The 18,894-nt window shown below is 71.7% G+C and carries 20 protein-coding genes; 11 read left to right on the top strand and 9 right to left on the bottom strand.

The features are described from left to right. The first annotated feature begins 180 nt into the window (after positions 1 to 180). From D1369_RS08110 to D1369_RS08090, 5 genes are all read left to right on the top strand, one after another. Entirely contained in the window at positions 181 to 1,071 is an 891-nt protein-coding gene (locus tag D1369_RS08110) for an FAD binding domain-containing protein (protein ID WP_007385639.1), read from the top strand. Next, complete coding sequence (locus D1369_RS08105) at positions 1,071 to 1,613, top strand: (2Fe-2S)-binding protein (RefSeq protein ID WP_037901849.1); 543 nt, start codon at positions 1,071 to 1,073, stop codon at positions 1,611 to 1,613. Before D1369_RS08110 ends, D1369_RS08105 begins: the two co-directional genes overlap by 1 nt. A gap of 1 nt (position 1,614) precedes the next feature. Then, positions 1,615 to 4,002, top strand: a complete 2,388-nt coding sequence (locus tag D1369_RS08100) for a molybdopterin cofactor-binding domain-containing protein (RefSeq protein WP_007385641.1) — start codon at positions 1,615 to 1,617, stop codon at positions 4,000 to 4,002. A gap of 145 nt (positions 4,003 to 4,147) precedes the next feature. Then, positions 4,148 to 5,605, top strand: coding sequence for an NCS2 family permease (locus D1369_RS08095; RefSeq protein WP_007385642.1), 1,458 nt, complete (start codon positions 4,148 to 4,150; stop codon positions 5,603 to 5,605). Positions 5,606 to 5,651: 46 nt separating this feature from the next. Further along, positions 5,652 to 6,806 carry an XdhC family protein gene (locus D1369_RS08090; protein WP_007385643.1) on the top strand — a complete coding sequence of 385 codons (1,155 nt, stop codon included), beginning with the start codon at positions 5,652 to 5,654 and terminating at the stop codon, positions 6,804 to 6,806. A 232-nt stretch (positions 6,807 to 7,038) separates the two neighbouring features. Here the strand turns inward: D1369_RS08090 and D1369_RS08085 are convergent, their stop codons facing one another. Further along, a complete protein-coding gene (locus D1369_RS08085; RefSeq protein ID WP_007385644.1) occupies positions 7,039 to 7,470 on the bottom strand; it encodes a hypothetical protein in 432 nt (143 codons plus the stop codon). A 179-nt stretch (positions 7,471 to 7,649) separates the two neighbouring features. Between D1369_RS08085 and D1369_RS08080 the strand changes: the two genes are divergently transcribed. Further along, positions 7,650 to 8,222, top strand: coding sequence for an HAD-IIIA family hydrolase (locus tag D1369_RS08080; RefSeq protein ID WP_007385645.1), 573 nt, complete (start codon positions 7,650 to 7,652; stop codon positions 8,220 to 8,222). Positions 8,223 to 8,225: 3 nt separating this feature from the next. Here the strand turns inward: D1369_RS08080 and D1369_RS08075 are convergent, their stop codons facing one another. The 3 genes from D1369_RS08075 to D1369_RS08065 form a co-directional block, all read right to left on the bottom strand. Beyond that, entirely contained in the window at positions 8,226 to 8,534 is a 309-nt protein-coding gene (locus tag D1369_RS08075) for a DUF3040 domain-containing protein (RefSeq protein ID WP_037901851.1), read from the bottom strand. Positions 8,535 to 8,662: 128 nt separating this feature from the next. Continuing rightward, entirely contained in the window at positions 8,663 to 9,283 is a 621-nt protein-coding gene (locus D1369_RS08070; protein WP_007385647.1) for a DUF305 domain-containing protein, read from the bottom strand. A 53-nt stretch (positions 9,284 to 9,336) separates the two neighbouring features. Beyond that, entirely contained in the window at positions 9,337 to 9,726 is a 390-nt protein-coding gene (locus tag D1369_RS08065) for a DUF6153 family protein (protein WP_007385648.1), read from the bottom strand. Between the two features lie 162 nt (positions 9,727 to 9,888). Here D1369_RS08065 and D1369_RS08060 point away from each other — a divergent pair, with 162 nt between their 5' ends. Then, positions 9,889 to 10,752 (top strand): isocitrate lyase/phosphoenolpyruvate mutase family protein, encoded by an 864-nt coding sequence (locus D1369_RS08060; RefSeq protein ID WP_007385649.1) that lies wholly within the window; start codon positions 9,889 to 9,891, stop codon positions 10,750 to 10,752. Here the strand turns inward: D1369_RS08060 and D1369_RS08055 are convergent. The 4 genes from D1369_RS08055 to D1369_RS08040 all read right to left on the bottom strand — a co-directional run bounded on the left by D1369_RS08055 (position 10,715) and on the right by D1369_RS08040 (position 13,142). Then, positions 10,715 to 11,350, bottom strand: a complete 636-nt coding sequence (locus D1369_RS08055; protein WP_118082363.1) for a hypothetical protein — start codon at positions 11,348 to 11,350, stop codon at positions 10,715 to 10,717. The genes D1369_RS08060 and D1369_RS08055 overlap by 38 nt on opposite strands. Positions 11,351 to 11,442: 92 nt before the next feature. Then, positions 11,443 to 12,147 (bottom strand): DUF1775 domain-containing protein, encoded by a 705-nt coding sequence (locus D1369_RS08050; protein ID WP_007385651.1) that lies wholly within the window; start codon positions 12,145 to 12,147, stop codon positions 11,443 to 11,445. A 70-nt stretch (positions 12,148 to 12,217) separates the two neighbouring features. Then, positions 12,218 to 12,844, bottom strand: a complete 627-nt coding sequence (locus D1369_RS08045; protein WP_037901852.1) for a hypothetical protein — start codon at positions 12,842 to 12,844, stop codon at positions 12,218 to 12,220. A gap of 73 nt (positions 12,845 to 12,917) precedes the next feature. Continuing rightward, a complete protein-coding gene (locus tag D1369_RS08040) occupies positions 12,918 to 13,142 on the bottom strand; it encodes a twin-arginine translocase TatA/TatE family subunit (RefSeq protein WP_007385653.1) in 225 nt (74 codons plus the stop codon). 291 nt (positions 13,143 to 13,433) lie between these two features. On the opposite strand from D1369_RS08040, the gene D1369_RS08035 reads away from it, so the two are divergent. The 3 genes from D1369_RS08035 to rox all read left to right on the top strand — a co-directional run bounded on the left by D1369_RS08035 (position 13,434) and on the right by rox (position 17,340). Continuing rightward, positions 13,434 to 14,756: a hemolysin family protein gene (locus D1369_RS08035; RefSeq protein ID WP_007385654.1), complete on the top strand. Its 1,323-nt coding sequence runs from the start codon at positions 13,434 to 13,436 to the stop codon at positions 14,754 to 14,756. Further along, on the top strand, positions 14,753 to 15,766 hold the full coding sequence (locus D1369_RS08030) for a hemolysin family protein (protein ID WP_007385655.1): 1,014 nt from the start codon (positions 14,753 to 14,755) through the stop codon (positions 15,764 to 15,766). The genes D1369_RS08035 and D1369_RS08030 overlap by 4 nt, the downstream gene beginning before the upstream one ends. A 149-nt stretch (positions 15,767 to 15,915) precedes the next feature. Further along, a complete protein-coding gene (gene rox / locus D1369_RS08025) occupies positions 15,916 to 17,340 on the top strand; it encodes a rifampin monooxygenase (RefSeq protein ID WP_007385656.1) in 1,425 nt (474 codons plus the stop codon). A 200-nt stretch (positions 17,341 to 17,540) separates the two neighbouring features. Here rox and D1369_RS08020 read toward each other — a convergent pair whose 3' ends face one another. Then, positions 17,541 to 17,882 (bottom strand): winged helix-turn-helix domain-containing protein, encoded by a 342-nt coding sequence (locus D1369_RS08020; RefSeq protein ID WP_007385657.1) that lies wholly within the window; start codon positions 17,880 to 17,882, stop codon positions 17,541 to 17,543. 131 nt (positions 17,883 to 18,013) lie between these two features. On the opposite strand from D1369_RS08020, the gene D1369_RS08015 reads away from it, so the two are divergent. After that, on the top strand, positions 18,014 to 18,808 hold the full coding sequence (locus D1369_RS08015; RefSeq protein WP_118082362.1) for an ANTAR domain-containing protein: 795 nt from the start codon (positions 18,014 to 18,016) through the stop codon (positions 18,806 to 18,808). The last annotated feature ends 86 nt before the right edge of the window (positions 18,809 to 18,894 follow it).

The following is an 18,894-nucleotide window of genomic DNA, read 5'->3' as shown; positions in this document are numbered from 1 at the left end:
AATCTACAAGATGACGGTCCCGACCAGCCAACTCCTTCATGGTTTCCGTGACTGACCCCGTCGGAGTACGCCGCTGTGTACTGGCTCCACTCCACGTGAACACCACATGAACGAGCCGGGCCCGCCGCACCCGATCTGGCTCGATCCGTACGACCCTCAAGACGAAGAAGAGAGCCGGTCATGGACTTCCTTCGCCCCGCCAGCTGGGAGGAGGCGCTCGCCGCCAAGGCCGAGCACCCCACCGCTGTGCCCATCGCGGGCGGCACCGACGTGATGGTCGAGATCAACTTCGACCATCGGCGGCCCGAGTACCTGCTCGACCTGAACCGCATCGGTGACCTCACCGAGTGGGAGGTCGGCGAGGACACGGTGCGGCTCGGCGCCTCCGTGCCGTACACCCGGATCATGGAGGACCTGCGCGGCGAGCTCCCGGGCCTGGCCCTCGCCTCGCACACCGTGGCCTCCCCGCAGATCCGCAACCGCGGCGGCGTCGGCGGCAACCTCGGCACCGCCTCCCCGGCCGGTGACGCCCACCCCGCCCTCCTCGCGGCCGGCGCCGAGGTCGAGGTCGAGTCGGTGCGCGGATCGCGGCTCATCCCGATCGACGCGTTCTACACCGGCGTGAAGCGCAACGCGCTGGCGGCCGACGAGCTCATCCGCGCGGTGCACATCAAGAAGGCGGACGGGCCCCAGCAGTACTCCAAGGTCGGCACGCGCAACGCCATGGTCATCGCCGTGTGCGCCTTCGGGCTCGCGCTGCACCCCGGGACGCGGACCGTGCGGACGGGAATCGGGTCAGCGGCTCCGACACCCGTTCGGGCCAAGACCGCCGAGGAGTTTCTGAACGCGGCCCTGGAAGAGGGCGGCTTCTGGGACAACGGCAAGATCATCACCCCTTCGGTCGCCAAGCAGTTCGCGGACCTGTGCGCCGCCTCCTGCAACCCGATCGACGACGTCCGGGGCACGGCGAGCTACCGCCGCCACGCGGTCGGCATCATGGCCCGCCGCACGCTGACCTGGGCCTGGGAGTCGTACCGCGGCACCGCCGCCACCACGGAGGGAGCTGCGTAATGCGCGTCAACTTCACTGTCAACGGACGTCCGCAGGAAGCCGACGACGTGTGGGAGGGCGAGTCCCTGCTGTACGTGCTGCGCGAGCGGCTCGGGCTGCCCGGTTCGAAGAACGCCTGCGAGCAGGGTGAGTGCGGGTCCTGCACGGTTCGTCTCGACGGCGTCCCGGTGTGCTCGTGCCTGGTCGCCGCCGGGCAGGTCGAGGGCCGCGAGGTCGTCACCGTCGAGGGGCTCGCCGACTACGCCAAGCAGCGGTCCTGCGGGACCGGCGCCTGCGGCACCTCGCCCCAGGACTCCCACACCGGCGAGGGCACCGAACTGTCGCCCATCCAGCAGGCGTTCATCGACGCCGGTGCCGTCCAGTGCGGCTTCTGCACGCCGGGGCTGCTGGTCGCCGCCGACGAGATGCTGGAGCGCAACCCGAACCCGAGCGACGCGGACATCCGCGAGGCGCTGTCGGGCAACCTGTGCCGCTGCACCGGCTACGAGAAGATCATGGACGCGGTCCGCCTCGCGGCCGCCCGGCAGGGAGAGGCGGTCTGACGTGTCCACTCCTAACGGCACCCCCACCAAGATCACCCAGGGTTCGCAGACCAAGGGCGGCATCGGCGAGTCCACGCTCCGCCCGGACGGAACCCTCAAGGTCACCGGCGAGTTCGCGTACTCGTCCGACATGTGGCACGAGGACATGCTCTGGGGGCAGATCCTCCGCTCGACCGTCGCGCACGCCGAGATCGTCTCCATCGACACGAGCGAGGCCCTGGCCCTGCCGGGCGTGTACGCCGTCATGACGTACGACGATCTGCCGACCGAGGTGAAGAACTACGGTCTGGAGATCCAGGACACCCCCGTGCTCGCCCACGGCAAGGTCCGGCACCACGGCGAGCCGGTCGCGATCGTCGCCGCCGACCACCCGGAGACCGCCCGCCGCGCCGCCGCCAAGATCAAGGTCGAGTACCGCGAGCTGCCCGTCATCACCGACGAGGCCTCCGCGACCGCCCCCGACGCGATCCTCGTCCACGAGAACCGCGACGACCACCACATCGGGCACGTCCCGCACCCGAACGTCGTGCACCGGCAGCCGATCATCCGCGGTGACGCCCAAGAGGCGGCGAAGAAGGCCGACTTCGTCGTCAAGGGCGAGTACACCTTCGGCATGCAGGACCAGGCCTTCCTCGGCCCCGAGTCGGGTCTCGCCGTGCCGGACGAGGACGGCGGCGTCCATCTCTACATCGCCACCCAGTGGCTGCACTCCGACCTGCGGCAGATCGCGCCCGTCCTCGGCCTGCCCGAGCGCAAGGTGCGCATGACGCTGTCCGGCGTCGGCGGGGCCTTCGGCGGCCGCGAGGACCTGTCGATGCAGATCCACGCCTGTCTGCTGGCGCTGCGCACCGGCAAGCCCGTCAAGATCGTCTACAACCGCTTCGAGTCCTTCTTCGGGCACGTCCACCGGCACCCCGCCAAGCTGTACTACGAGCACGGGGCCACGCGTGAGGGCAAGTTGACCCACGTGAAGTGCCGGATCGTCCTGGACGGCGGCGCGTACGCCTCCGCCTCGCCCGCGGTGGTCGGCAACGCCTCCTCGCTGTCGATCGGCCCGTACGTCGTCGACGACGTGGACATCGAGGCCATCGCCCTCTACACCAACAACCCGCCCTGCGGCGCGATGCGCGGCTTCGGCGCGGTCCAGGCGTGCTTCGCCTACGAGGCGCAGATGGACAAGCTGGCCGACGCGGTGGGCATGGACCGGGTGGAGTTCCGGCAGCTGAACGCCATGGAACAGGGCACGATCATGCCGACAGGGCAGCCCGTCGACTCCCCGGCGCCCGTCGCCGAACTCCTGCGCCGCGTCAAGGCGATGCCGCTTCCCCCGGAGCAGCAGTGGCTCGCGGCCGGTGAGCAGGCCGACGTACGGCAGCTGCCGGGCGGTCTGTCCAACACCACCCACGGCGAAGGCGTCGTCCGCGGTGTCGGCTACGCGGTCGGCATCAAGAACGTCGGCTTCTCCGAGGGCTTCGACGACTACTCGACCGCGCGCGTGCGCATGGAGGTCGTCGGCGGTGAGCCCGTCGCCACCGTGCACACCGCCATGGCGGAGGTGGGGCAGGGCGGGGTCACCGTCCACGCGCAGATCGCCCGCACCGAGCTCGGTGTCACCCAGGTGACCATCCAGCCCGCGGACACGCAGGTGGGCTCGGCGGGTTCGACCTCGGCCTCCCGTCAGACGTACGTCACCGGCGGCGCCGTGAAGAACTCCTGCGAGCTCGTCCGGGAGAAGGTCCTGGAGCTCGGGCGCCGCAAGTTCGGCTCCTACCACCCCGCCTGGGCCACCGCCGAGCTCCTCCTGGAGGGCGGCAAGGTCGTCACCGACGGCGGCGAGGTCCTCGCGGACCTGGTCGACGTACTGGAGGACGAGTCCGTCGAGGTCGAGGCCGAGTGGCGGCACCGGCCGACCGAGGCCTTCGACCTGCGTACCGGGCAGGGCTTCGGACACGTCCAGTACTCCTTCGCCGCCCACCGCGCGGTCGTCGAGGTCGACACCGAGCTCGGCCTGGTCAAGGTCATCGAACTGGCCTGCGCGCAGGACGTCGGCAAGGCGCTCAACCCGCTGTCCGTCATCGGCCAGATCCAGGGCGGCACCGTCCAGGGTCTGGGGGTGGCGGTAATGGAGGAGATCATCGTCGACCCCGTGACGGCGAAGGTCAGGAACCCGTCCTTCACGGACTACCTGATCCCCACGATCCTCGACACGCCGACCATCCCCGTCGACGTGCTCGAACTCGCCGACGACCACGCGCCGTACGGGCTGCGCGGCATCGGCGAGGCACCCACCCTGTCCTCGACCCCGGCCGTGCTCGCGGCGATCCGCGACGCGACGGGTCTTGAGCTGAACAGGACGCCGGTACGGCCGGAGCACCTGACCGGCACGTGATGAACCGGTGAGTTTTCCCGGGGGACTTGGTCCCCCGGGCCCCAACTGTCCGTCCTGGGCCGTCCCCCGGGTCGTGCACATCCCAAATCCCGTGACCGACAAGGCGGTTGCACGGGTGCCCCTGTGAACCTTGGGAGACGGCACCATGACCCAGCAGTCCCTGGAACCCAGGACCACGGCCGACGACGCGGGAGAAGGCACCCGCGTCCCGGCAGGCAGGTCCTGGCTCGACCGGTACTTCCACATATCCCAGCGGGGATCCACCGTCGCGCGTGAACTGCGCGGCGGCGTCACCACCTTCATGGCGATGGCGTACATCCTCCTGCTCAACCCCCTGATCCTGTCCGGCAAAGACGTGGCGGGGGACACCCTCGGCCAGAAGGCCCTCATCACCGCGACCGCGTTCGCGGCGGCCCTCACCACGCTGCTGATGGGCTTCTTCGGCAAGGTGCCCCTCGCGCTCGCCGCCGGCCTCTCCGTCTCCGGCGTGCTGTCCTCGCAGGTCGTGCCCGTGATGACCTGGCCGCAGGCCATGGGCATGTGCGTGCTGTACGGCGTGGTCATCATGCTGCTGGTCGTCACCGGCCTGCGCGAGATGATCATGAACGCGATCCCGCTGGCGCTCAAGCACGCGATCACCATGGGCATCGGCCTGTTCGTCGCCCTGATCGGCTTCTACAAGGCCGGCTTCGTCCACCAGGGCAAGGCCACCCCGGTGACCCTCGGTCCCGCGGGTGAACTCGCCGGCTGGCCCGTCCTGTTGTTCGCCGTCACCCTCCTCGCCATCTTCATGCTCCAGGCCCGCGGTGTCCCCGGCGCGATCCTGATCGGCATCCTCGGCGGGACCGTACTGGCCGTCCTCCTCAACGCCGTCGGGGCCATCGCCCCGAAGCAGTGGGCGAGCGGCGCTCCCGAACTGCACGGCAGCGCGGTCTCCATGCCGGACTTCTCGATCTTCGGGAAGGTGGAGTTCGGCGGCTGGGGCGAGGTCGGCGCGATGACGGTCGGCATGATCGTGTTCACGCTGGTGCTCGCCGGGTTCTTCGACGCGATGGCCACCATCATCGGCGTCGGCACCGAGGCGAAGCTGGCCGACGCGCAGGGCCGGATGCCGGGCCTGTCCAAGGCGCTGTTCATCGACGGGGCGGGCGGTGCGATCGGCGGGGTGGCCGGTGCCTCCGGCCAGACCGTGTTCGTCGAGTCGGCGACGGGAGTGGGCGAGGGCGCCCGTACCGGACTGTCCTCCGTGGTCACCGGCCTGTTCTTCGCGGCCTGTCTGTTCTTCACCCCGCTCACGGCGATCGTGCCGGGCGAGGTCGCGGCCGCCGCCCTCGTGGTGATCGGCGCCATGATGATGATGAACGCCCGCCATGTCGACTGGGCCGACCGCGCCACCGCGATCCCGGTCTTCCTGACCGTCGTGCTCATGCCGTTCACCTACTCGATCACCGCCGGCGTCGCCGCGGGCGTCATCTCGTACGTCGCGATCAAGGTCGCCCAGGGCAAGGCGCGGGAGATCGGCGCCTTCATGTGGGGACTGACGGTGATCTTCCTGGTGTACTACGCCCTCAACCCCATCGAGAGCTGGATGGGCGTGCGCTAGCACGCTTGATCGCCCCCTACGCAACCGCTGTGAAGGAGACCGAGACATGCTGGACATCGCCGAAGAGCTGCACCGGTGGGTCGAGCAGGGACGTGACTTCGCCGTGGCCACCGTGGTGGCCGTCGGCGGCAGCGCGCCCCGCCAGCCCGGCGCCGCCCTCGCGGTGGACGCCGACGGCACGGTGATCGGCTCGGTCTCCGGCGGCTGCGTGGAGGGGGCGGTGTATGAACTGTGCCAACAGGCGCTGGAAGACGGGGAGTCGGTCCTCGAACGCTTCGGCTACAGCGACGATGACGCCTTCGCCGTCGGCCTGACCTGCGGCGGTGTCATCGACATCCTCGTCACCCCGGTCCGGGCCGGCGACCCCGTACGTACGGTGTTCACGGCCGCTCTGGAAGCCGCCGCGCAGGGACAGGCGGCGGCGCTGGCGCGGATCGTCTCCGGACCGGGCGAACTCGTCGGCCGCGCGCTCGTCGTACGCCCAGAGGACCCCTCCGGTCACGGCGGGTTCGGAGCCCATCCCGAGCTGGACCGCACGATCGCCGCCGAGGCCGGCGCCTTCCTGGACGCGGGGCGCACCGGCACCCTGGAAATAGGCGAACAGGGTTCGCGCTGCGGCGCCCCGCTCACCGTGCTCGTGGAGTCCTCGGTGCCACCGCCCCGGATGATCGTCTTCGGAGCGATCGACTTCGCGTCGGCACTGGTGCGGATCGGGAAGTTCCTCGGCTACCGGGTCACGGTGTGCGACGCGCGCCCCGTCTTCGCGACCGAGGCACGCTTCCCGGAGGCCGACGAGATAGTCGTCGAGTGGCCACACACGTATCTGGAGCGCACCGAGGTCGACGCCCGGACGGTCCTGTGCGTGCTGACCCACGACGCCAAGTTCGACGTCCCCCTGCTTCGCCTGGCCCTCCGGCTCCCGGTCGCCTACGTCGGCGCCATGGGCTCCCGCCGCACCCACCTCGACCGCAATGAACGCCTCCGCGAAGTCGGGGTGACCGAGCTGGAGTTGGCGCGGCTGCGGTCACCCATCGGCCTTGACCTCGGCGCCCGTACGCCCGAGGAGACGGCCCTGTCGATCGCCGCGGAGATCGTGGCGGCCCGGCGGGGCGGCAGCGGGGTCTCCCTCACCGGCGCGCACACACCGATCCATCACGACGGGACGTCGGTACCGGCCCGGCGGATCGGCTCGGTGGCCTGAGCGGACACCTGGAGCTGGTCCGGCCAGGCGAACGCGTACCGCGGATCGCCGGGTCGGCCCGGTGCTCGACGCTGGACCAGCGGGCGCCGTCGGTGTCCCGGACCGCGCGGCCGGCGGGGTCGGCGACGAGGATCCGCGCGAAGTCAGCCCGTCCGCCGTGAGCTCCTCGACCTCGTCCGCCCGCACGGTCGTACCGTCAACTGCCGTCATGGCGCCCACCGTTGCCCGCCCGTCACGATCCCCGCAGCAGCCGGTTCAGCGCCCTCCCGAACACCGACCGGGCGGCCACGCGCAGCAGGCGTTCGGGCACGAGCGGACATCGCAGGGTCTCCCGCCAGATCACGCGCGCCCGGCCACCCGGGCCCGGGTGCACCTCCAGTTCGGCCCAGCCCCGCACCACCCGGCCGCGCTTCTCCAGACGGCACAGGCCGGAAACGCCCTCCGCCGGCGGGCGCCAGACCGTGACCTCCATGGGGTCGTCGAAGCCGAGCGGGCCGATCCCCGAACGGGCGACGACGAGCGTGCCCTCGGCCGTCGGCCCCGGCGGCACGACGGTGACGCGCGTGAGGGGGACGGCCTCGCCGTGGCGGGGCCACTCCGTGAGGCGGCGCCAGGCCTCGTCCTGGGAGAGCGGGGCCGTACGTTCGAGGAGGAAGGTGACCACGAGCTGATCTTAGGGAATCGGTCCTGTTCAGCGGGGATCTCATGGGGAGCGCGACCGCACGGCGCCCGGCCGGACGGGGCCCGCGGGCAGCGAACCGCAGGACAGGCCGCCGCATGGACCGGGCCCACCCGGTTACTCGTGGGGAGGAAGAAGTGCCGTGAGAGCCGGGAGGTGGCCGCATGACGCGCGTGCGTACGGTGCTGTTCGACCGCGACAGCATCCTTGCCGGAGACTCGCCCGACCCCGACCGGGTGCGCCCCGCGCCCGGTGCCGGTGAGGCGCTCGGCATGCTGCGCCTGCAGGGCGTCCGCACCGGGTTCGTGGCCCTGCAACCGGGCATCGGACACGGGCCGCTCAGCGACGCCGACGTGCGGGCCGTCAACCACCGCGTCGACGAACTGCTCGGCCCCTTCGACATCTGGGGAGTGTGCCCGCACGGGCCCGACGACGGCTGCCACTGCCGTCCGCCCGAACCGGGCCTGATCCTGTGGGCGGCAGGCCGGGTGTGCACCGCACCGGCCGACTGCGCGGTCGTCGGCACGGCCGCGGACGCCGAGGCCGCGGCCCGGGTGGGCGCCCACGGGATCCTCGTACCGGACGAGCGGACCCGGCCGGAGGAGACGGCACGGGCCGATCATGTGGCGCCGGACGTCCTGACCGCCGTGCGCGCGCTGCTCACCGGGCCGCCGCAGGGCCGGATCCTGGTCGACGAGCGGCCGATCGAGTCGGCCTTCGAGACCGGCGAGGCGTGAGGCTCAGGATCGGGTCCAGCGGCACAGGAGACGGAACACCGCGAACAGGGCCAGTGGCCAGACGGCCGCGAAGGCCCAGATCACCGCGGGCCGCGAGGTGACGATCCCCGTCACCATGAGTCCGATCGACATCGCGAGCAGCAGGCTCACGGTCAGGACGTGCGGCCGGTAGTGGGTCACCCGGGTGAGGTCCGGCCGTCTGCGCGGTCGGCTTGAGCGCATCCGGCGGGCCAGACGGCGGTCGCGGCGCAGGGCGCGTTCCATCTCGTCCAGGATGCGCTGTTCGTGATCGGGGAGTCGCCCTGTCGTCACTGTCGCTCCTCGTGAATCCGCAGAGTCCTTTCTCCTAGTGCCCGGAGAAGAACCCGCGAACCGTCCCGCGACGGCCCCGGTGCCCGCGCCGGACGGCGGCTCGGGCACCGGGGCGGCACGCGGACGGGTCAGTTCTCGCCGAGGAGCTTCTTCATCTCGCCGATCTCTGCGTTCTGCGTGGTGACGATGTCACCGGCCATGGCCGTGGCGGCCCGGTCCTCGCCCTTGGCCTTCTCGGTGCCGGCCATCTCGACGGCGCCCTCGTGGTGCTCGACCATCATGGTCAGGAACATGGAGTCGAATTCCTTGCCGGAGGCCTTCCCCAGCTTCTCCATGTCGGCGCTGTCCATCATCCCGGCCATGCCGGAGTGCGCCGAGTGGTCCATGCCGGGCATCGCCTCGGGGACCTTCTTGCCCCAGGTCCTCAGCCAGCCGCTCATGGTCTCGATCTCCGGCCCCTGCGCCTTCTCGATCCGGGCGGCGAGGTCCTTGACCTCGGGGGAGGAGGCCCGGTCGGCGGCCAGGCCGGCCATCTCCACGGCCTGCTGGTGGTGCGGGATCATGCCCTGGGCGAAGGAGACGTCCTGGGCGTTGTGGGTGCCGGCCGAGGTCTCGGCGGACACCGACGGCGACGAGGCGGCCGAGCCGCTGTCGTCGCTGTCGCCGCCGCAGGCGGTGAGGGTGAGGGCGGCGCTCACGGCGACCGCCGCGAGACAGGCACGGCGGATCACGGTACGGGTACTGCGCATGCTGGAACTCCATTGCGGTGAAAGGGATCTGGACGTGGCGGAACACGCCGTGTCTAGATCCGCAGGAGCTGGAGTTCCGCGAGGGAGGGCGGAGCGCGGGCACCTTCCTGGGCCGCTGCCGTCTGGGCGCACAGCTCGACCGTGCCCGGGGTGCTTCCCGACGGATCGGGAACGAGCGCGGGCAAGGCGGGCCCACCGCTCACGGCCCCCGACGTACAGGTCGCGTCGGCGTGGTGGAGATGGCCCGAGCCGCAGCCGTCGTGACAGACGGTGTCGACGGCGACAGCGGCGGCCGTCGCCATGTGCGCGGACCTGCCCTCGTGTGCACCCAGGCCGCCACCGGGCGCCAGGGCGTGCATGCCCAACACCCCCACGAGCAGCCCCAGCAGGAGCAGCGCCCGCCACAGGGGCGGACGCGCGCTGGGCTGCTCGGAGCTGGTCATCGGGCTCATCCTAAGAGGGGGGCTGTGGCACGGCGGTGCATCGACGCCGTCCGTCCTGGGTACGGCCCGGCGCCGCCCTGTGTTCAGTGCACGCGGGCGCGGGTGCCTCCGGCGTACGTTCTCCGGGAGTCCGTCGAGGGGCGGCGGGCCGGGAAGGACCGAGTGGACACCGACAGCCGAGCCAAGGCACAGCGCTTCGCCGAACTGCACCGGGAGGGCTGCTTCCTGCTCCCCAACGCGTGGGACGTGGGCAGCGCCCGGATCCTGGAGGCGGCCGGGTTCCCGGCCGTGGCGACCACGAGCGCGGGCGTCGCGTTCTCGCTCGGACGGCCCGACCACGACTTCTTCGCCGAACAGCCGCCCGAGGACCGCGTCGACCGCGAGACCATGCTGGGCCGGGTCCGCGAGATCGCGGGCGGGCTCGCCGTACCGCTGAGCGCGGACCTGGAGGACGGATACGGCGAGTCGCCCGAGACCGTCGCCACCACCGTCGCGCGGACCGTCGCCGCCGGAGCCGCGGGCGGCAACATCGAGGACTTCACCGGCGACCGCACCCGTCCGCTGTACGACCACAAGCTCTCCGTCGAGCGGGTCCGGGCCGCCCGCGAGACCCTGGCGGCCGACGGGGAGCCCTTCGTCCTGGTCGGCCGTACCGACGCGCTCCTGGTCGGCGGCACGCTCGACGAGGCCGTACGGCGGGCCAACGCCTATCTGGAGGCCGGCGCCGACTGCGCGTTCGTGCCCGGCGCCGCCGACGCCGAGACCATCGGCAGGCTGGTCCGCGAGATCGACGGCCCGCTCAACGTGGTCATGGGCCTGACCGGCAACACGCTCTCCCTCGACGACCTGCGCGCACTCGGCGTCCGGCGGGTCACGGTCGGCGGCAGCATCGCCCGTGCCATGTACCGCCGTCTGCTCGACGCGGCACGGGAGTTGGCCGACCAGGGCACCTTCTCCTACGCCACCGACCAGCTCTCCCAGACGGAGCTCAACGACCTGTTCCGGCAGGGCTCGAGGCAGGGCTAGCGGCAGGGCCGGCGGACACCGGCGCACAGCTCGGCGCCTCGGGGGCGTCCTCGGCGTGCCGTGTCAGCGCGCAGACCGTACGCAGGGCGACCTTCCAACCGCCCTCCTGGAGTACGGCCGCCCCCGGGCCGCCGGTGTCCAGTCGGCGCCCCTCGCTCGTGAGGTCGTAGGCCACCTCGGCGTCCAGGTCCGAGGTGTACGCCACGGAGGTCACCTCGGCGCGCAGCTTGCTGCCGCTCGGGTCGCGGAAGAGGTTGTCGATCATCAGGGCGTTCTCGTCGCCGTCTTCGACGACGTCACTGCGCTGGTCCAGGGAGGACTTCGGGTCGAACAGGACCGTCCACGCCTTCCGGATGTCCTGCTCGGCCTGTTCCGGGTCCGAGGGTGCGGTCGCGGTCGGCGTCGGCGAGGTGGAGAGCGAGGGGGAGCCCCCGGCCGTGGTCGGGCCCTGGGAGCCGGTGACGGAAGGCCGGCCCGTACGGGAGGCGCCCTCGTCACCGCCGCCGCCGTCGTCGCAGGCTCCGGTGAGGACGAGGGCGGCGACAGCCAGGGCCACCGCCCAGGTCCCGTGCCGTGCGGGGGAGTTCGCGCAGGTCATGGCACTCCATCTCCGGGTACGCCGTGGGGCTGGCCTACCCGGAGGCGCGGGATTCATCCAGGGCGCCGGGGAAAACCCCCGGACGGGTGCGCCTATCCCTCGGCGCCGCCGCGTCGCCGTACCGCGAAGACCACCGCGGCCACCGCCACGAGGAATCCCGCGCCGATCCCGGTCCAGGCACCCGCGGACAGCCCGCCCTCGTCGTCCTTCCCGGTGTCGGCGGCCTGCGGGGAGGGTGCCGGAGACGTCTTCACGGCTGTCGGGGTCGGGCTCTCGGCGGTGCTCGGGGAGGGGCTGAGCGGCTTCGCGTCCGGTGCCGCCGCCTTGAGCTTCAGGGTCGGCGCCGGGTTCTCCCCGTTCTCGTCCAGCTCGATCCAGCGGTCGACGTGCCCGTCGCCGTAGGTCTGGAGGGTCTTGAAGGGCACCTCCTCCGCGTCGGGCAACTGCCGTACGACGACCGAGTACTCGGCGCTCTCGCCGGTCTTCAGTTCTGTGCCCCTGACGGTCCAGCCGTCGTCGGTCGCGCTGAACTTCCAGCCCTCGGGGCCCTTGCCGTACGTCACGTCGGCAGGGGTGATGCCCTCGGGCAGGACCACCCGCACCTCCTTGATCCCGGAGGTGTCGGACTCGGCCTCGGCGTGGAAGGAGACGGTGACGTTCTCGGCGAGGGCCTGCGCCTTGTCGGCCTCGACCTCGGTGTGGGCGGCGGCCGGAACAGCCGTCAGGAGCACGGCGGCCGCCGCTCCGGCGGCCGCGACGGACAGACGGGACAGACGGGGCAGGGAGATACGGGTCATGGAGGTCTCCAGGTGGAGTGGTACGGCGGGGCGGCCGTCCGGCGCGGGCCGGAAGGGCGTCCCCGTGGGGTCAGTGGGCGAGAGCTGCGCTCGCCGCCGGAGGGCCCCGCCGTACCACCGCGTGCGCCAGCAACGGCCATGCCGTGAGCGGCCGTTCGTCGTACACCGGCACGACCGTCACCGCGGCCGCCGGCGCGGGTGACGCGGGCCGGGTGAACAGCAGCCGGGCGGCGGCCAGTCGGTCCCGTACCGCGTCGAGCGCCGCCGTCACCCCGCGGGCCACCGTCCAGCAGGCCGCGTCCGCGCGGTGCAGCAGGACGGCGACGAGCACGGCGACCAGCGAGTGGGCCGCCGTCATGGCCAGGGAGCCGTGGAGTCGCTCGTGCCACGCCGGGCGGCCGTCGTGCAGGTGTCCGCCGGAGTGGTGCGCGGCGGCGGTGAGCGTCAGCCACAGATGCAGCCCGGACTGTCCCGCGACACTGCACGCGACCACCGTCGCCAGGCTTCGGGGCCGCTGCACCCCGATGAGACCCACCGCGAAGAGCACGGCCGTCGCGGCGGCCCCCCGCCCCCAGGGCACCGGGCCCTCGGCGAGCAGATGATGGGCGCTGACCCCGAGCACAGTGCCGACGACGGCGAACACCGCGGCCCGCAGTACGGGCAGCGGAGCGCGAGTGGTCGTGGCCGGCAGGTGCATGGCCCGCTCATCATGGATCATCGCGGGGCCGGCCGGCAGGGAAAACCGTGGACCGAGGGCGGATGCCGATGTCTCAGCGGGTGCCGGGCCCCTGCTCGGTGCCCCCGGTGGTTCCGGGCCGGAGGACCTCTCCCTGGACGACCTTGGGTTGCGGACCGCCCTCCCGCCCTGCGCGGGCCTCCGCCTTGAGGATGCGTGCCGACCTGCCCGCCGTGCGGGCCAGTTCCGGGCCCTTCCTGACGGCGACGACCGCTATGACGACGATGAGGATGATCGCGAGCTCGCTCAGTCCGAACATGGGGTGGGCCTCCGTCAGGGTGACGCCGAAGTCGGACGAGATGCCCGCCGGACCGGCAGCGTACCCCGCACTCCCGGGAACAGCTAGCTTTGCCTGTCCTTTACTGTTGAGTGCGACCTGTCCCCTACCAGAAGGCCACCGTATGACCGCCGGGCGGTCCCGTCGCCCGGCTGGTGGGTCCGGGGAACGCCGCCCTGGCCCCAGCCGTTCACACAGCGCACATCACTACCGAAGGAGCAAGCCCGTGTCCGCCACACCGACGGACTCCCACCCCACACGATCGACCCGCCGTTGAGTACCACGAGTGCCGTCCTCGGCCTGCTGGCCGTGTTCCTGCTGACCGCCGGCACCGGCTACTTCGTCGCCCAGGAGTTCGCGTACGTCTCCGCGGACCGGCTCGCCCTCTCCCGTGAGGCGGAGGCCGGTGACAGGAGGGCCGCCCGCGCGCTGACCGTGCTGGAGCGGCTGTCCTTCATGCTCTCCGGCGCCCAGCTGGGCATCACCGTCACCGGTCTCGTCGTCGGCTTCATCGCCGAACCGTCCGTCTCCGCCCTGCTCAAGCCGGCTCTCACCGGCCTGGGCGTCCCCGAGGGAGCCGTCGGCGGGATCTCGGTGGTCCTGGCCTTCGTCCTGGCCACCGTCGTCCAGATGGTCCTGGGCGAACTGGCCCCGAAGAACCTCGCCATCGCCGTCCCCGAGCGGCTGGCGAAGGCCCTAGCGCCCTCCACGCTCGGCTACCTCAAGGTCGTCGGCCCGCTGGTGCACGTCTTCGACGACGCGGCCAACCGCCTGCTCCGCAGGGTCGGCATCGAACCCGTCGAGGAACTGCACCACGGGGCCACCCTGGAGGAACTCGGCCACCTCATCGGCGAGTCCCACGAGCAGGGCGAACTGCCCCGGGACACCGCCGAACTCCTCGACCACGCTCTGGAGTTCTCCGAGCGCACCCTCGACGAGGTGATGGTGCCCCGCGTCGACGCCGTCTTCGTCCGCAAGGACGCCACCGCCGCCGAGGCCGTCGACCTGATCGCCGCGCACGGCCACTCCACCTACCCCGTCCTCGGCGACCACCCCGACGACGTCCCGGGCGTCCTGGGCGTACGGGAGTTGACGCGCCTGCCGGCCCATGAGCTGACCCGGGTCACCGCGGGCGCCCTCGCCCGCACCCCGCTGCTGCTGCCCGACACCCTCCCGTTGCCGGAGGCGGTCACGCAGATGCGGGAGCGGGACGACGAGTTCGCGGTCGTCCTGGACGAGCACGGCGGCGTCGCCGGCATCGTCACCTACGAGGACATCGCCGAGGAACTCGTCGGCGACATCGCCGACGAGACCGACACCGTCACCGAACTCGCCGTGCCCGACGGGGACGGCTGGCTGGTCGACGCGGGCCGCCGCCTCGACGAGATCGCCGACGCCACCGGCGTCGAACTGCCCGAGGAGAAGGACTACGACACCGTCGCGGGGCTGGTCGTGGACCGCCTCGGCCGCTTCCCCGCGATCGGGGACCGGGTCACCGTCGAGCTGCTCGACGGAGGCCGTGCGGTGATCGACGTACGGACACTGGACCGGCACGTGCCGGAACGCGTCCGCGTGGAGAAGGTGAAGTCGGCATGAGTTTCCCGATGGCGCTCCTCGTCACCGTCCTGCTGCTGATCGGCAGCGGCTTCTTCGTCGCCGCCGAGTTCGCGCTGGTCGCCGCCAAGCGGCACCGCATGGAGAAGGCCGCGGCCGAGGGACGGCGCGGGGCGAAGGCGGCCCTGGCCGGGATGCGCGAACTGTCGCTGATGCTGGCCGGCGCCCAGCTCGGCATCACCGTCTGCACCCTGGGCCTGGGCTCGGTCTCCAAGCCCGCGATCTCCCACGAACTCGACCCGCTGCTGCACCACTTGGGCCTGCCCAGCGCGCTCAGCTACGGCATCGCCTTCGTGTTCGCCATGGTCGTCGTGGTGTTCCTGCACATGGTGCTCGGCGAGATGGCCCCCAAGTCCTGGGCGATCGCCCACCCCGAGCGCTCCGCGATGCTGCTCTCGCCGCCCTTCCGAGGCGTGGTCAAGGCCGTGCGGCCGCTGCTCTCGGTCCTGAACAGGATGAGCAACGCGCTGGTACGGCTGTGCCGGGTCACCCCGCGCGACGAGCTGACCGCCGTGCACAACCGTGAGCAACTCGCCCACCTGGTCGAGGAGTCGGAGCGGCTGGGACTGATCAGCGAGGTCGACTCGGACCTGCTCACCCGCTCCCTCACCGAGCCCGACACCCCGGTCGCCGACCTCCGGATCCCGGCGGCGGAGATCACGTCGGTGGCGGGCGCCGCAGACCTCGACACCATCCTGCGCACGGCCGCCGACCACGACCGCACCCGCATGCTGGTCCGCGAGGGCGACCTCGTCCTCGGCTCGCTCCACGCGCGCGACGCCCTGGTCGCCCGCGCCCGGGGCCGCACCGTCACCGCCCGCACCCTGGCCCGCCCGGTCCCGGAGCTGACGGAGGGCACCAAGGTCGCCGACGCGATCGACCTGCTCCGCCGCAACCGGGCGTCCCTGGCGGTCGTCCGGGACGGGACGGGCACGCTGACGGGCATGGTGACGCTCGACGACCTGCTGGCGCGCTACCTCCAGCCGTCCTGAGGGCGGCTGTACGCGACGGGACGCTCATGAGGAAAGGCAAGGAGATCACCGCTCTCCTTGCCCTCTTCAACGTATAGCTCACGGGGGGCCTTGCGGCAAGATCCCCGTCGTGCCGCACAATCGCCGTCCGAGACACGGAGGGGGATCCGATGATCGACGTGACCGTCGTCGGCGGCGGACCGACCGGACTGATGCTGACGGCCGAACTGCGGCTGCACGGTGTACGGGTGGTCGTACTGGAGAAGGCGGCGGAGCCGACCGAGATCGTCCGCTCGCTCGGTCTGCACGTGCGCAGCATCGAGGTGTTGGACCAGCGCGGGCTGCTGGAGCGGTTCCTCGCGCACGGGAAGCAGTCCAAGGCCGGCGGCTTCTTCGCCGCCATCGACAAGCCCTGGCCGGACCGGCTGGACAGTGCGCACGCCTACGTCCTCGGCATTCCGCAGACGGTCACCGACCGCCTGCTGGCCGAGCATGCCGTCGAGCTCGGCGCCGAGGTCCGGCGCGGCTGCGAGCTGGTCGGGCTGAGCCAGGACGACGAGGGGGTGAGCGCGGAACTCGCCGACGGCACGCGACTGCGCTCGCGCTGGCTCGTCGGCTGCGACGGCGGCCGCAGCACCGTGCGCAAGCTGCTCGGCGTCGGCTTTCCCGGCGCGCCCGCCAAGGCCGAGACGCTGCTCGGCGCGATGGAGGTGGGCGTGGCGCCGGAGACGGTCACCGCCGTGGTGACCGAAGTCCGACGCACCCAGAAGCTGTTCGGTCTCGGGCCCGTCGGGGACGGGCTGTACCGCGTCGTCGTGCCCGCCGAGGGGGTGAGCAAGGACCGCGCGGTCGCACCGACCCTGGAGGAGTTCAAACGACAGCTCCGGGCGGTCGCCGGCACCGACTTCGGCGTGCACTCACCGCGCTGGCTCTCCCGCTTCGGCGACGCCACCCGGCAGGCCGACCGCTACCGGGTCGGCCGGGTGCTGCTGGCCGGCGACGCCGCCCACGTCCATCCGCCGGTGGGCGGACAGGGGCTCAACCTCGGCATCCAGGACGCGTTCAACCTGGGCTGGAAACTGGCCGCGGAGGTGGCCGGCTGGGCACCCGAGGACCTGCTGGACAGCTACCACACCGAACGGCACCCGGTGGCCGCCGAGGTACTGAACAACACCCGGGCGCAGATGGAGCTGCTGTCGACCGAGCCCGGGCCGCAGGCGGTGCGTCGGCTGCTGTCCCGGCTGATGGACTTCGACGAGGTGAACCGGTACCTGATCGAGAGGATCACCGCGATCGGCGTCCGCTACGACTTCGGCGAGGGCCCCGAGCTGCTCGGCCGACGCCTGCGGGACCTCACGCTCCGGCGAGGCCGCCTCTACGAGCTGATGCGCGGCGGCCGCGGACTGCTGCTCGACGGCACCGGGCGCCTCTCGGTGGCGGGCTGGGCGGACCGGGTCGACCACGTCGTCGACACCGGCGAGGAACTGGACGCCCCCGCGGTACTGCTGCGCCCGGACGGCCACGTGGCATGGGCCGGCGAGGACCAGGCCGAACTGCTGGACCGACTGCCCAGGTGGTTCGGCGCGGCGGCTTGAGCGTGCGACCGACGGGAGCGGTGACGCCGGCCCGCCGGCGCCCGGTGTCCTGGAGGGCGGCGGACGTGGGAGTGGGGCATTCGGTGGCGTGGCGGTGGGGCAACGGCCGTCGTGATCGCGGGAGTGCCGTCCCGCCGAGCCTGCCCAGGCCCGCGAACCTGCCGGGGCCTGGGCCGTGACAGGTTCCGTTCGCCGCGGTGTCAGGCCGGGGTGGGCCGCCTGTCGGGGAGCGGGCTGCGGTCCGCCTCGTCCTGGACGAGCAGGGAGAGCAGCGACGCCACCGTCAGGCCCGCCTCGGCGGGATGGCGCAGGACCTTGCCGGGGTCGATGCGGTAGGAGTTCGTGCGCCCCTCCCGCACGTGCGAGAGGTACCCGTCCTGCTCCAGATCGGAAATGATCTTCTGCACGGCGCGTTCGGTGAGGCGGCAGTGTGCGGCGATGTCGCGGATCCGGGTGCTGGGGTTGTCGGCGATCGCGGCCAGCACCCTTGCGTGGTTGGTGACGAACGTCCATCCGGTGTGAGACTCGGGCACTCCATCCATGGCAGCAGTCTAGCGACCAAGCATTCACGTATTCAAAAACCCGAACTTTATTTCGTGTATTGGTTGACGTATGTTGGCGGCAGAAGGGAATCTGAGGGACAGAGGCAGCCGAGCACATGAGGGAGAGGGTCATGCCGGAGCCTGCGCACTCGGCGCAGCCCCTCACCACGCTGGACGCGCGCCCGCCGTGTCTGGCCACGATCGAGGTTCTGCCGGCCGGGGAACGAACGGTTGTCATCTGTCGGGGAGAGTTCGACCTGGGAGCCCAGGAGCTTCAGTCCGAGCTCAACGCCGTCCTCGACCACTCGGCCACCGGTGTGGACCTGGATCTCGACGAGGTCCGGTTCTGTGACTGCGGTGGCTTCAACGTCCTGCTGAGCCTGCGCCGGGAGGCCCTCGACCAGGGCAAGACGGTCACCGTCCGGGCGTACAGTCCGGCCGTCGGACGCCTGCTCGAGCTGACCGGGGCCCGGGAGCTGTTCGTGACCGAGCATTCCGCGCGGCCCGAAGGTCCGGGAGCCCCGGCCGCCGGACCCGTGCCTGGTCCTGTCCCCGGCCCTCCCGGTCATGTCCCCGCCGTGGAGGAACAGCCGCAGCCCATGGATGTCGATCAGGAACTGCGCCTGGAGGTCGACCAGCTGCGCCGGGCCATGCGGACCAGACCGGCCATCGACGTGGCCCGCGGGATCGTCATGGCTTCCTTCGGGCTGAGTGCCGAGGACGCCTGGACGGTGCTGGTCACCGCCTCCCAGAACACCAACACCAAGCTGCACGAGCTCGCCCAGGAGCTGATGGGTGCCATCCATGGAGCTGCGGTGCCGGAACAGGTGCAACAGCAGATGGCGGCGGCCGTCGCCAAGGTGCGGGAGCGGGGGCAGGCGCAGCAGGGGCCGGATCAGCAGGCCACGCCTCCACCGGCCGCGTGAGTTCCGCGGGCCCCGCTCTCACCGGTGAACTCCAGCAGCCCCCGCCGAACCAGGCGGGTTGGGGCTGCGCCCCCCAGGGCGTCGGC

The organism is Streptomyces sp. CC0208 (assembly GCF_003443735.1).
In the GTDB taxonomy this organism is placed as follows: Bacteria; Actinomycetota; Actinomycetes; order Streptomycetales; family Streptomycetaceae; genus Streptomyces; species Streptomyces sviceus.
This window is presented reverse-complemented; position numbering and strand designations above follow the sequence as displayed.

What these genes read in the sequence shown, in the direction of transcription:
- D1369_RS08080 (WP_007385645.1), top strand. Translation starts at nt 7,650, where the DNA reads ATGACGCGCGTGCGTACGGTGCTGTTCGACCGCGACAGCATCCTTGCC.
- rox (WP_007385656.1), top strand. Translation starts at nt 15,916, where the DNA reads ATGATCGACGTGACCGTCGTCGGCGGCGGACCGACCGGACTGATGCTG.
- D1369_RS08045 (WP_037901852.1), bottom strand. Translation starts at nt 12,844, where the DNA reads ATGCACCTGCCGGCCACGACCACTCGCGCTCCGCTGCCCGTACTGCGG.
- D1369_RS08020 (WP_007385657.1), bottom strand. Translation starts at nt 17,882, where the DNA reads ATGGATGGAGTGCCCGAGTCTCACACCGGATGGACGTTCGTCACCAAC.
- D1369_RS08040 (WP_007385653.1), bottom strand. Translation starts at nt 13,142, where the DNA reads ATGTTCGGACTGAGCGAGCTCGCGATCATCCTCATCGTCGTCATAGCG.
- D1369_RS08055 (WP_118082363.1), bottom strand. Translation starts at nt 11,350, where the DNA reads ATGACCTGCGCGAACTCCCCCGCACGGCACGGGACCTGGGCGGTGGCC.
- D1369_RS08030 (WP_007385655.1), top strand. Translation starts at nt 14,753, where the DNA reads ATGAGTTTCCCGATGGCGCTCCTCGTCACCGTCCTGCTGCTGATCGGC.
- D1369_RS08070 (WP_007385647.1), bottom strand. Translation starts at nt 9,283, where the DNA reads ATGCGCAGTACCCGTACCGTGATCCGCCGTGCCTGTCTCGCGGCGGTC.
- D1369_RS08015 (WP_118082362.1), top strand. Translation starts at nt 18,014, where the DNA reads ATGCCGGAGCCTGCGCACTCGGCGCAGCCCCTCACCACGCTGGACGCG.
- D1369_RS08095 (WP_007385642.1), top strand. Translation starts at nt 4,148, where the DNA reads ATGACCCAGCAGTCCCTGGAACCCAGGACCACGGCCGACGACGCGGGA.
- D1369_RS08065 (WP_007385648.1), bottom strand. Translation starts at nt 9,726, where the DNA reads ATGACCAGCTCCGAGCAGCCCAGCGCGCGTCCGCCCCTGTGGCGGGCG.
- D1369_RS08090 (WP_007385643.1), top strand. Translation starts at nt 5,652, where the DNA reads ATGCTGGACATCGCCGAAGAGCTGCACCGGTGGGTCGAGCAGGGACGT.
- D1369_RS08110 (WP_007385639.1), top strand. Translation starts at nt 181, where the DNA reads ATGGACTTCCTTCGCCCCGCCAGCTGGGAGGAGGCGCTCGCCGCCAAG.
- D1369_RS08050 (WP_007385651.1), bottom strand. Translation starts at nt 12,147, where the DNA reads ATGACCCGTATCTCCCTGCCCCGTCTGTCCCGTCTGTCCGTCGCGGCC.
- D1369_RS08105 (WP_037901849.1), top strand. Translation starts at nt 1,071, where the DNA reads ATGCGCGTCAACTTCACTGTCAACGGACGTCCGCAGGAAGCCGACGAC.